The sequence below is a fragment of the Micromonospora sp. NPDC023888 genome (assembly GCF_040639415.1).
GTDB lineage: Bacteria > Actinomycetota > Actinomycetes > Mycobacteriales > Micromonosporaceae > Micromonospora.
On record NZ_JBEZZW010000004.1, the window covers coordinates 70,485 to 81,335 of the forward strand.

A 10,851-nucleotide genomic window follows, 5' to 3' on the forward strand; every position below is an offset into this window, starting at 1 on the left:
ACCTCCGGGCGGGCCCGCCGTGGGCGGCGCGCTGTCGACCGCTGCACTACTGTGCCCGGGATGAGCGCCGACGCCTGGCTGGCCGACACCCGGACGTCCTACGACACGGTGGCCGGAAGTTACGCCGAGATGCTGCGCGACGCGCTCGACGCCGCGCCGTACGAACGGGCGGTTCTGGCGTTGTTCGCCGAACTGACCCGCAATGGCGGCGAGGGATCCGTGGTCGACATCGGTTGCGGGCCGGGGCGGATCACCGCCCACCTGCACAGCCTCGGTGTCGACGCCTTCGGCATCGACCTCTCGCCCGCGATGATCGACATCGCCCGCCGCGACCATCCTGACCTGCGGTTCGCTGTGGGTTCCATGACGGACCTCGACCTCACCGACTCCAGCGTCACCGGCATCCTGGCCTGGTTCTCACTCATCCACATCCCGGACGACGAGGTGCCCGCGGTCCTGGCCCACTTCCACCGGGTGCTGCGTCCCGAGGGCACCCTGCTGCTCGCCTTCCACGTCGGTGACGGGCAGCGGCTGAAGACCGAGGGTTACGGCGGTCGCCCGATGAACGTGTACGTGCACCGCCGACCACCGGATCGGGTCGCCGCCTGGCTCGGCGACGCCGGGTTCACCGTCGAGGCCCAGTTGCTGCACCGCCCCGACGAGAGCAGGCACGGAGCGTTTCTCTTCGCACGCCGGCGGCCCTGACGAGGAATGGTGCGACGGCCCCAACCTGGTGTTTCGGCAAGCTCGATCGTCCTGACCGGTCCCGGATCGTGCCCGGTGAGGGTCAACCGAGTGGAACAGGCGGAGGGCCTTCTCCCCGGAGCGCCTTCTCGGCCAACTCCCCACGAGCCGGATGGAGAGCCCTGTCCGGCAGAGGGTTTCTGGGCACGCTGATACACCGCTGGCCCGGCAAGGCTTTACAAACGGGGCATTCCAGAAAGAGGCCACTCGATGGCACCAGCTCAACGCCCTGGGCCAGCGCGGCCCTGCCGATCTTGACGAGCGACCTGTACAACTCCGGATCCCGATGCCGCGCAGCGGCAGCAGCCACCTCCCGCATCCCTTCCCAGAACCGTTCGGCAGCCCTTGGCTCGTTCACGTCGATGCGCACGACCGTGCCTCCTCGCCATCCGCCAAGGAACCTTGTCGCGGCTCCGGCTCGTTCAGACGCAACAGATCTCAACCTGAACCCCGCACATGTCCGGGCTACCCGTGTTGCCCTTCCGTATGCGACCGACCCGCTCGTCGTGAGGCCAGCCACCGGCCTGGTTCGCCGTCACATGAACCTTGACCTGCGCGGGTGACCGGCGACGAGTCGGGGAAATGCGTCCGGCGTTATCGAGCTGGTCCACCGTCACCAGCTCAGTGGGTCACCCAGGAAGCACAAGAGGGCACATCCATGAATCGGATGTGCCCTCTTACCTCTGGTCGGGGTGGCCGGATTCGAACCGACGACCTCTTCGTCCCGAACGAAGCGCGCTACCAAGCTGCGCCACACCCCGAGGCGTGCCGACAAATAGTAGCCCACCCGCCCGGATGGTCAAACTCGGTACCCCCGCCGCCCGCACCCACCTACAGGCGGGCGGAGGAGCCCGTCAGCGGGGGATGAGGGTGAGGATGCTGGCCTCCGGGGGGCAGGCGAAGCGGACCGGGGCGGTCGGGTGGGTGCCGAGGCCGGCGGAGACGTGCAGCCAGGAGTCCGAACCGGGCCAGCGGTGCAGGCCGCGCGCCATCGACCGGGGCAGGCCGCAGTTGGTCACCAGGGCTCCGTAGCCCGGTACGCAGACCTGGCCGCCGTGGGTGTGCCCGGCGAGCAGCAGCCCGAAGCCGTCCGCGGCCATCTGGTCGAGCACCCGCGGCTCGGGGGAGTGCGTCAGCGCGATGGACAGGTCCGCCGAGGACGAGACCGCGCCGGCCACTGTGGGGTAGTCGTCCCGGTCGATGTGTGGGTCGTCCACGCCGACCAGGTCGAGCTGCCGACCGCCGGCCTTCAGCGTGGTCCGGGCGTTGTTGAGGTCCGCCCAGCCGGCGCCGGTGAACACCTGGCGCAGCTCGTCGTAGGGCAGCTCGACGCCCTCGGTGTACTCCCGGTCGGGCAGGAAGTAGGTGAAGGGGTTCTTCAGCACCGGCCCGGTGTAGTCGTTGGAGCCGAACACGAACGCGCCCGGGTAGTCGAGCAGCGGTTGCAGGGCCCGCAGCACTCCGGGCACCGCGTCGGGGTGGGCCATGTTGTCGCCGGTCACCACCACCAGGTCCGGGTCGAGGGCGGCGAGCGACGCCACCCAGCGCTGCTTGCGCGCCTGGTTGGGCATCATGTGCAGGTCCGACAGGTGCAGCACGCGCAGCGGCTCCGCGTCGGCCGGCAGCACCGGCACGTCGTACCGCCGCAGGGTGAACATGTTGCGCTCGATGAGCGACGCGTACGCGAGGGTGGCCGCGCCGACCGTGGCGGTTCCGGCGGCAAGCCGGAATAGTGTGCGCTTTCGCATGGCGTTCAGGGTAGTTTGACCGTCCATGAGCACGCTGAAGGACCGCCTCACTGCCGACATGCGTTCCGCGCTCAAGGCGCGCGACGAGCTGACCACCTCCACGCTGCGGATGGCCCTGGCCGCCGTCGGCACCGCCGAGGTCGCCGGCAAGGCCAAGCGCGAGCTCACCGACGACGAGGTGCTCGCGGTGTTGACCAAGGAGGCCAAGAAGCGCCGGGAGGCCGCCACCGCCTTCGCCGACGCGGGCCGCGCCGAGCAGGCCGCGAAGGAGACCGCCGAGGGCGAGGTGCTGGACCGCTACCTGCCCAAGCAGCTCTCCGACGCCGAGCTGGCCGAGCTGGTGTCGGGGGCGCTCGCCGCGGGCGGCTTCACCGGGAAGGCCCAGATGGGCCCGGCCATGAAGGCGGCCCAGGCCGCGGTGGCGGGCCAGGCCGAGGGTGGTCGGGTGGCCGCCGAGGTACGCAGGCAGCTCGGCCTCTGATCGAGCGGCATCCCGGCCGGCGGCTCCGGAGCCTCGGAGGGACAGCCGTGGTCAGCGACGGTCCGGACAGATGAAACGGGCGGGCACCCGTGCTGGGTGCCCGCCCGTCGTGTCCTGTTCGTCGACTCAGCCGCCGGGGCGGCCACCGGGTCGACCGGTGGTGCCGGGTTGCCCGCCACCGGGGTTGCCCGGCGTGGTGCCGCCGCCACCGTTGCTGACCTGGATGGTGACCACGCCATTCTTGATGGTGCGTCCGTCCGGGCTGGTGCCGTGGGCGGTGCCCGGAGGACAGGACGACTTCACCTTGGTGTCGGAGACCACCGGCTCGAAGCCCGCATCCTTGAGTCGGGACTTCGCCTGGTCCACCGAAATGCAGCTCACGGTGGGGATGCTGCGCTGGTCACCCTCGGAGATCTTCTGGCCCGGCGGCTCGAACTGGATGCGCTCCTTGCCCTTCATGGCATCCCGCAGCGTTTCCTGAACCGGTGGGTTGATGCCGTGGGGGACGTCGTGCCCCATCTCGACGTTCGTCTGGGGCCAGTCCGGGTCGGCCATGATGCCGGCGACCGCGTACTGCCTGGTCATGGCGACCAGGGCGGCGGTCTTCTCCGAGTCGGTGGTGCCGGACTTGCCGGCCACCGGCGCGTCGACGATGCCCTTCACCCGGGCGGCGGTGCGGCTGCCACCGCACTTGCTGGTGCTGGAGTTGTCGCCGACCGGGCAGCGCGCGGCGTCCACTGCGGCTCGGGCCACGTCGGTGCTGAACCGCTTCTCACAGCGCGGGTTGGCGATGTCCAGCTTGTTGCCGTCCGGGTCGCGGATCTCCTGCACCGGGATCGGCTCGCAGTACTTGCCGTCGGCAGCCAGGGTCGCGTACGCGTTGGCCAGGTCAAGCGGGGTGGTCTGCGAGACACCGAGGGTGAAGGCGCCCCAGTCGTGCGCCGCCTCCTTCGTGCCACCGAGTCGCAGATCCTCGTCGGTGCGGAACTGGATGCCGGCCCGCTTGGCGACGTCGACCACGTTCTCCGCGCCGACCTGCTGCTGGAGCGGGACGAAGTACGTGTTGATCGACTGGGCGAAGGCGCTCCACATGTTCTGTACGCCACCGGCCTTCAGGCCGGAGTTGGTCGGGCAGTACAGGTTGGTGCCGGGGCACGCGGCAGGGCCGGGCTCGATCTTGTATTCCGACCGGAACTGCTGCGGCGCGTTGAAGCTGTAGCTGAGCGGGATGCCCTTCTCCAGCGCCGCCACGATGGTGAAGATCTTGAAGGTCGAGCCGGCCTGGTAGCCGGTGATGCCGTCACCACCGGTGAGCAGCGGGTTGACCGTCGCCGGGTAGTTGCCCCGGATCTTCTTCCTGCTCTTCGCCGGATCGCTGGAGATCTTGTTCTTGGGGTTCTTCGGGTCGTCCAGCTTGAACTGCCGGTTGACCGCGAGCGCCCGGACCCGGCCGGAGCCGGGCTCGACCACCGCGACCATGGCGGCTTCCTTGCTGTTCTCGCTCTTGGACCTGCGGACCGCCGCGTCGGCGCCCCGCTGCGCCTGCACGTCGATCGAGGTCACCACGGTGTAGCCGCCGCTCTTCAGCCGCCGCTCACGGTCGTAGGTGGTCGAACCGAACGTCTCCTGCTGCATCCACCAGCGGTAGAAGTAGTCGCAGAAGAATCCCCAGCTGTTGACGTTCGCGGCGATGCAGCCGTTCGGGGTGCGCTTGTCCTTCACCTTCAGGTCGACGGCCTTTGCGGCGTCGGCCTCCTGCTGGGTGATGGCCTTGATGTCGACCATGTTCTGGATGACGTAGTCGCGACGGTCCTTGGCGAGCGGGTAACCCGCCTCGGTGGTCGGGTCGTTCGTGGTGGGCGCCTTGACCATGCCGGCCAGCAGCGCCGCCTCCTCGATCTTGAGCTTGCTCGGCGGCTTACCGAAGTAGACCTGGCTGGCGGCGTAGACGCCGTACGCGCCGTTGCCGAACGAGGCGAGGTTGAGGTAGCGGGTGAGGATCTCGTCCTTGGAGAATTCCTTGTCGACCTGGAGGGCCAGCCGCATCTCCCGGAGCTTGCGGGCGCTGGTGTCCTCGGTCGCCGCGACCACGTCGGCCGGGTGGGTGGCCGAGTAGGCGATGGCCAGCCGGACGTACTGCATGGTCAGCGTCGACGCGCCCTGCCGGCCCGAGCCGTCGCTCTGGTTGTTGACGAACGCGCGGGCGACACCGTTGATGTCGACGCCGTTGTGCTTGTAGAAGTCATGGTCCTCGGCCGCGATGATGGCCTTCTGCATGTACGGAGAGATGTCAGCGAGCTTCACGTCCCGGCGGTTCTCGTCGTACATGGTCGCGAGCGGTGTCTTGCCGTCCGAGGCCAACAGGTAACTGATCTGTGGCGCGCGGGCCACCGTCAGCTCTGTGGGCAGGGCGCCGAATGTCTCGGCGCCGGCCTTTGCGGCCAAGCCGGACATCGCCACCGCGGGGAAGGCCGCCGCAGCGACCACCACGCCGGCCAACAGGCCGCACACCAGCAGCGATGCGGCGTTGGTCAGCACATTGTGGTCACGTTTCCGCATCCAGGTCACCTCGACAGGGTACGCGAGTAGGGAATGAGGGGCGCTGGGGCGTTCTTTCCCCATTTCCTGCGCGCGCTGCCCTCGTTGTGCTAAACGCACGACCCCCGGTGCTTGGTTGCGTGTGACCTGGCGTGAGTCTCCTCCGATTGAAGAAGACCGCGCAGCGTTATCGCCGACCTCGACGGGGTAACCGGCGGGCGAAGGCCCGGGAAGCCGGGAGTGTCCGGAATGATGGATTTCGCCGACAACGTTGCGTAATCAGTCGACTACAGAGCATGATGGGGGCGGCGACAGCGCCACATGTCGTCCGTGCCGCCTTGGGGAAGGTGAGCCGGGCGATCGGGGGGAATTGCCGGCTGGCGTGCATCGACGAGGTCGGTAGGTACTGCAAGGGGGGACGTGTACTCATGGGCATGATCACTGACTGGCCGTCGCTGGCGGCGTGTCAGAACGGGGACCCGGACGCGTTGTTCGTACAGGGCGCCGAACAGAACGTGGCGAAGCGGATCTGCCGGAGCTGCCCAGTTCGGTACGAGTGCCTGGCCGACGCGCTGGACAACCGGATCGAGTTCGGTGTGTGGGGCGGCATGACCGAACGCGAACGGCGGGCGCTGCTGCGTCGACACCCGCAGGTGACGAGCTGGCGCAAGATGTTCGAGGCCGCGATGAAGAAGAACAGCAAGGAAAAGGCCGGAAAGGACAAGATCCTCGTCAGTGCGGCAAACTGACGACGGTCACGGCCGGCTGATCGCCGCGCCGATCGTCCGTAGCCCGTCGACGTCGTGCACGTCGGCGGGCTGCGCCGTCACCGACACCGCCGGCACCGCCGGGAACTCCTCGGTGAACCGCGCGGCGACCTGCTGCTCGCGTACCGCCTGACGGGCCAGCGCCGCGTGCGCCCGCAGCACATCGGCGGTGGCCTCGTGCCCACCGAGCTCGGCCAGCCGCTCGGCGGCGACCCGGCTCTGCTCGGCGTCCAGCTCCGGCACCGCGAGTCGGTGCACCCGGTTGAGCACCAGGCCGGCCAGCGGCATCCGCTCCTCCCGCAGGCGACCCGCGAAGTAGGCGGCCTCCCGGACCGCGTCCGGCTCCGGCGTCGCGACCAGCAGGAAGGCCGTCTCCCGTGCCTGCAGGATCCGGTACGTCTGCTCGGCCCGCTGGCGGAAACCGCCGAACATCGAGTCAAGTGCGGCCACGAAGCCGGACAGATCAGTGAGCAACTGCGCGCCGAGGACCTTCTGCACCACCTTCGAGAACATCCCGAACGAGGCGGTGACCAGGCTGAACATGCTCCGTCCGCCGCTGCGCGCCGGGGCCAGCAACAGTCGTAGCATCCGGCCGTCGAGGAAACGGGAGAGCCGGGCCGGGGCGTCCAGGAAATCCAGCGCCGAGCGGGACGGTGGGGTGTCCACCACGATCAGGTCCCACTCGCCCCGGGCGTGCAGTTGGCCGAGCTTCTCCATCGCCATGTATTCCTGCGTGCCGGCGAAGGTCGAACTCATCGCCTGGTAGAACGGGTTCGCGAAGATCTCCGCGGCCTTCGTCGGGTCGGTGTGCTGCAGCACCACGTCGTCGAAGGTGCGCTTCATGTCCAGCATCATGGCGTGCAGCTCGCCGCCGCTGCTCTCGACGTCGATCCCCTTGACCTGGCGGGGTGTGTTGTCCAGCTCGGTCAGGCCCAACGACTGGGCCAGCCGGCGGGCCGGGTCGATGGTGAGCACCACCGTGCGCCGGCCGTGGTGCTCGGCGGCCCGCAGCGCCAGCGCCGCGGCCGTGGTCGTCTTTCCCACCCCGCCGGCACCGCAGCACACGACGATCCGTACGCCGGGGTCGGCGAGAATCTGGTCGACGTCCAGCTGCGGCGCCGCGTCTTCGGAAGGCACCAATCGAGCGTATCGGGCCGCGTCGGTCCACGCGGCGGTGCTGCGCCCAGGTGTGAGTCAATCGGCGCGGACGAGGGCCTGGGCCAGCGTCGCGAGCCCCGCCCGGTCCACCCCGTCGGGCAGCAACGGCAGCTCGACCATCGGCAGCCCCAACTCCACCAGGTCGGCGCGGAGCGAATCCTCCAGTTCGCGCCGGATGAGCTGGTCACGCGCCTCGTCGTGCAAACCGGCCACGGTGTCCCGATCGGCCGGCAACCCCGCGGCGACCAGCCCACGCCTCAGCTCCGCGGCGGTGACCGCCGGACCGGCGGGCAGCGGCGGCCGGGTGCCGTTGACGATCACCTTTCCGGTGCCGAAGCCGAGGGCGGTCAGGTCGGCGATGGCGTCCACCGTCTCCTGTACCGGCATCTCCTCCAACAGCGTCACCACGTGGACCGCCGTCATCGGGGAGCGCAACAGCGCGGCGACCCCCTCGCTCTGGGTCTTGATCGGGCCCACCTTGGCCAGCCGGGCCGTTTCCGCCGTGACGTTGAGGAACCGACCGATCCGCCCGGTCGGCGGGGCGTCCAGCACCACCGCGTCGTACGCGCGCCGCTGCCCCGAGGCGCGGGTGGTGGCCTCCTTCACTTTGCCGGTGAGCAGCACGTCCCGCAGGCCGGGCGCGATGGTGGTGGCGAAGTCGATGGCACCGAGCTTGCGCAGCGCCCGACCCGCCGCGCCCAGCTTGTAGAACATGTCCAGGTATTCGAGCAGCGCCTCCTCGGCGTCCACCGCGAGGGCACGCACCTCACCGCCGTCCGGCGCTTCGGCGAGGTGCCGCTCCTCGTACGGCAGTGGGTCGATGCCGAAGAGTTGGGCGATGCCCTGGCGCCCCTCGACCTCGACAAGCAGGGTGCGCCGACCGCCGGCGGCGAGCGCGAGGGCCAGGGCCGCCGCCACGCTGGTCTTGCCGGTGCCACCCTTGCCGGTCACCACGTGGAGGCGGGCCGACCATCCGGTACCGGCCGGATCTGACGGCCGCTCAGCTGCACACACCCGTCGAGCCTATCCACGCCCGCCGGTCAGGCGACCTCGCAGACCCACCAACCCGTCTTCTGCACCACAGTGAAGCGCAGGTCCTGGTCGGCCACCTTCTCGTCGGCGGTGGTCATGGTGACCCGGGTGGAGACGGTGGCCCGGTCGCCGGTCTGGTTGTCCACCTTCGGGGTGGTCCACCTGAACCGGGGGTTCTGGTACTCGGACGCGTACTTCTGCACCTCGGCCACCTTGGCGGCGATCTTCCCGTCGTCGCGGGAGGCGGCGCACACGCGTTTGGCCGCCTTGGTCGCGTCGCGATCCTTGTAGACCGCGCTGAGGAACTCGTCGACGGCAACCGACGGCTCCTTGGCGCCCTCGCCGGTCTCGGCGTTGCGCAGGGTCAGGAACGCCAGCACGCCACCGCCCACGCAGAGCACCATGATCACGACGAGTGCGATCGCCGCGATCAGCAGGCCGCGCTTCTTCTTCGGCTCGGCCGTGCCGGGATAGGGCGGGTACGACGGTGGGGGTGCCGGGATGGCCGAGGGGCCGGGCGTGCCGGGTGGTGTCGGTGTCGCGGCCGGCGTGCCGGCAGCGTCAGCCCCACCTGTCGGCGCGGGGAAGGCCTGCTGGATGGGGATGGTCGGTTGGGCCGGGAGCGCCGCCGGTGCGGGCGGCGCGGGGAGCGCGAGCTGCCCGGACGGCGCGGCGGGGGCCGGTGCGGCGGGAGCGGCGGCGACGCCGGGCTGATCGGTGGGTTCCGGCTGGGCCGGCGGGAGGGCGGGTGGACCGGCCTGGTCGCCGCTTGGCGGTTGGGTCATCGTCTTCCCCCGGGGGTGCGGCGCCCGCCGCCACCCCTGGCGTCGAGCGTGATCGAGCGGGCTGCCGGGCGCTGCGCGACCGCCCGACCGGAAGGGTAGCGGTCGATGACGGCAGCGGTGTCGCCCGTGCCGCGTGGCTGTCCACCGATCCAGCCGGTGGGACCCTGCGCGCGGTGCGCCATCGGTTCTCTTACCTGCCGTGTGTCGCATATGTGACTGAAGATGACCATTCGGGCGCGTCCTGTTGGCGGGACTGCCGCCCCGGACCTACCTTTCGTCCCGGCGCGGGGGCCGGAACGGACGAATGGGTCCGGACCGGAAGAGCGATCCGAGCGGTACGACCGGAGGCAGTACATGCGCGACGTGGACAACATCCCTCGCACCCAGTTCCCGACAAACGAACGGCCGCGCCGGCCCGGGTCCATGTTCACGGCCGGCGGGCAGATCGGCGGCCAGCCGATCAACGAACGGTCGTACCGCCGGATGCCGGAGCAGGCGGAGACGGGCCACGCCGCCGAGCGGGCCCGCGACGACGACGAACCGGGCTTCGTCATCCATCTGCCGATCCGCGTGCCGAGTCTGGCGGCGGCGACCGTGCTGGCCGGCCGGGTCGCGGTGTCGCTGGGCTTCCTACCCGAGCTGGACGCGGGCGAGACCACCGTGTCCAACGCCGACGATCAGAACAACAGGCACCGGGTCTTCTGCGACCTGCTGCTGCCCGACCGGTCCCGCTGCCCCCAGGGGTACGAGCACGAAGGGCTCTGCGGGGAGGTGCCGGCCGCACCGGAGCAGCGTCCCGCGCCCCGTCCGGCCAGCGGACCGTAGGCTGTCCCTCGAACAATTCCGCACCGAGAGGGAGCCCTTCAGCGATGCAGAAGTGGGAATACTCCACGGTCCCGCTGCTGGTCCACGCGACCAAGCAGATCCTCGACAACTGGGGCGAGGACGGGTGGGAACTCGTCGCCGTGGTCCCGGGGCCGAACCCCGACCAGTTGGTCGCCTACCTGAAGCGGCCGAAGGCGTGAGCAACGGTCCGCACGCGAAGCTAGCCGAGCTGGGATTCGACCTGCCCGAGGTCGTGCCGCCGGTGGCCAGTTACGTGCCGGCGGTGCAGTCCGGGCAGCACGTGTACGTCTCCGGTCAGTTGCCGATCGCCGAGGGCAAGCTGCTCGCGACCGGCAAGGTCGGCGCCGGGATCTCCGCCGAGCAGGCGAAGGACCTGGCCCAGCGGTGCGCGCTCAACGCGCTGGCCGCCGTCGACTCGCTCGTCGGCCTGGAAAACGTGGTCAAGGTGGTCAAGGTGACCGGTTTCGTGGCCTCCGCGCCCGGCTTCACCGGTCAACCCGCTGTGGTCAACGGTGCCTCCGACCTCTTCGGCACCGTCTTCGGCGAGGCCGGCCGCCATGCCCGCAGCGCCGTAGGGGTGGCCGAGCTGCCCCTCGACGCCCCGGTGGAGATCGAACTGATCGTCGAGGTCGCCTGACGCCCTGCCACACCCCGCGATCCTGCGCGTCCGGCACGGAGAAAAGCCCTGAACGGTGACGAATCAGGGGCCGCGCGGGCAAGATCGCGGGGTGTGGCGGGCGGGGTCGTACGAT

11 protein-coding genes and 1 tRNA gene are annotated in these 10,851 nt (G+C 70.0%); 6 read left to right on the top strand and 6 right to left on the bottom strand.

Going from position 1 to position 10,851, the window contains the following annotated elements; genetic code table 11:
- Positions 1 to 60 precede the first annotated feature (60 nt).
- Positions 61 to 705 (top strand): class I SAM-dependent methyltransferase, encoded by a 645-nt coding sequence (locus AB0F61_RS04865; protein WP_357803355.1) that lies wholly within the window; start codon positions 61 to 63, stop codon positions 703 to 705.
- Positions 706 to 1,428: 723 nt separating this feature from the next.
- On the opposite strand, the gene AB0F61_RS04870 is transcribed toward AB0F61_RS04865, so the two are convergent.
- Positions 1,429 to 1,505, bottom strand: a tRNA-Pro gene (locus AB0F61_RS04870).
- 93 nt (positions 1,506 to 1,598) lie between these two features.
- Positions 1,599 to 2,492 carry a metallophosphoesterase gene (locus AB0F61_RS04875; protein WP_357803356.1) on the bottom strand — a complete coding sequence of 298 codons (894 nt, stop codon included), beginning with the start codon at positions 2,490 to 2,492 and terminating at the stop codon, positions 1,599 to 1,601.
- Positions 2,493 to 2,517: 25 nt separating this feature from the next.
- On the opposite strand from AB0F61_RS04875, the gene AB0F61_RS04880 reads away from it, so the two are divergent.
- Positions 2,518 to 2,973: a GatB/YqeY domain-containing protein gene (locus AB0F61_RS04880; protein ID WP_357803358.1), complete on the top strand. Its 456-nt coding sequence runs from the start codon at positions 2,518 to 2,520 to the stop codon at positions 2,971 to 2,973.
- A gap of 126 nt (positions 2,974 to 3,099) precedes the next feature.
- On the opposite strand, the gene AB0F61_RS04885 is transcribed toward AB0F61_RS04880, so the two are convergent.
- The gene (locus tag AB0F61_RS04885) at positions 3,100 to 5,532 is read right to left on the bottom strand and encodes a transglycosylase domain-containing protein (RefSeq protein ID WP_357803360.1); all 2,433 of its coding nucleotides are present in this window, start codon (positions 5,530 to 5,532) and stop codon (positions 3,100 to 3,102) included.
- Between the two features lie 407 nt (positions 5,533 to 5,939).
- Here AB0F61_RS04885 and AB0F61_RS04890 point away from each other — a divergent pair, with 407 nt between their 5' ends.
- Entirely contained in the window at positions 5,940 to 6,260 is a 321-nt protein-coding gene (locus tag AB0F61_RS04890; protein ID WP_184179440.1) for a WhiB family transcriptional regulator, read from the top strand.
- A 6-nt stretch (positions 6,261 to 6,266) separates the two neighbouring features.
- On the opposite strand, the gene AB0F61_RS04895 is transcribed toward AB0F61_RS04890, so the two are convergent.
- From AB0F61_RS04895 to AB0F61_RS04905, 3 genes are read right to left on the bottom strand one after another with little or no spacing between them, the layout of a single operon-like run.
- Entirely contained in the window at positions 6,267 to 7,418 is a 1,152-nt protein-coding gene (locus AB0F61_RS04895; RefSeq protein ID WP_357803362.1) for an ArsA-related P-loop ATPase, read from the bottom strand.
- Between the two features lie 54 nt (positions 7,419 to 7,472).
- Positions 7,473 to 8,450: an ArsA-related P-loop ATPase gene (locus AB0F61_RS04900; RefSeq protein WP_357803363.1), complete on the bottom strand. Its 978-nt coding sequence runs from the start codon at positions 8,448 to 8,450 to the stop codon at positions 7,473 to 7,475.
- A gap of 26 nt (positions 8,451 to 8,476) precedes the next feature.
- Entirely contained in the window at positions 8,477 to 9,067 is a 591-nt protein-coding gene (locus AB0F61_RS04905) for a hypothetical protein (RefSeq protein ID WP_357803681.1), read from the bottom strand.
- A gap of 540 nt (positions 9,068 to 9,607) precedes the next feature.
- Between AB0F61_RS04905 and AB0F61_RS04910 the strand changes: the two genes are divergently transcribed.
- Genes AB0F61_RS04910 through AB0F61_RS04920 form a run of 3 tightly spaced genes read left to right on the top strand, consistent with a single transcriptional unit; the run spans position 9,608 to position 10,736 of the window.
- Positions 9,608 to 10,078, top strand: a complete 471-nt coding sequence (locus AB0F61_RS04910; protein WP_357803365.1) for a hypothetical protein — start codon at positions 9,608 to 9,610, stop codon at positions 10,076 to 10,078.
- 44 nt (positions 10,079 to 10,122) lie between these two features.
- Positions 10,123 to 10,278 (top strand): DUF4177 domain-containing protein, encoded by a 156-nt coding sequence (locus AB0F61_RS04915; RefSeq protein WP_007466198.1) that lies wholly within the window; start codon positions 10,123 to 10,125, stop codon positions 10,276 to 10,278.
- Complete coding sequence (locus tag AB0F61_RS04920; RefSeq protein ID WP_357803366.1) at positions 10,275 to 10,736, top strand: RidA family protein; 462 nt, start codon at positions 10,275 to 10,277, stop codon at positions 10,734 to 10,736. Before AB0F61_RS04915 ends, AB0F61_RS04920 begins: the two co-directional genes overlap by 4 nt.
- The last annotated feature ends 115 nt before the right edge of the window (positions 10,737 to 10,851 follow it).

Bases quoted from the DNA above. Each gene is read 5' to 3' on its own strand.
- AB0F61_RS04885 (WP_357803360.1), bottom strand. From the start codon at position 5,532: ATGCGGAAACGTGACCACAATGTGCTGACCAACGCCGCATCGCTGCTG.
- AB0F61_RS04890 (WP_184179440.1), top strand. From the start codon at position 5,940: ATGGGCATGATCACTGACTGGCCGTCGCTGGCGGCGTGTCAGAACGGG.
- AB0F61_RS04910 (WP_357803365.1), top strand. From the start codon at position 9,608: ATGCGCGACGTGGACAACATCCCTCGCACCCAGTTCCCGACAAACGAA.
- AB0F61_RS04915 (WP_007466198.1), top strand. From the start codon at position 10,123: ATGCAGAAGTGGGAATACTCCACGGTCCCGCTGCTGGTCCACGCGACC.
- AB0F61_RS04865 (WP_357803355.1), top strand. From the start codon at position 61: ATGAGCGCCGACGCCTGGCTGGCCGACACCCGGACGTCCTACGACACG.
- AB0F61_RS04880 (WP_357803358.1), top strand. From the start codon at position 2,518: ATGAGCACGCTGAAGGACCGCCTCACTGCCGACATGCGTTCCGCGCTC.
- AB0F61_RS04875 (WP_357803356.1), bottom strand. From the start codon at position 2,492: ATGCGAAAGCGCACACTATTCCGGCTTGCCGCCGGAACCGCCACGGTC.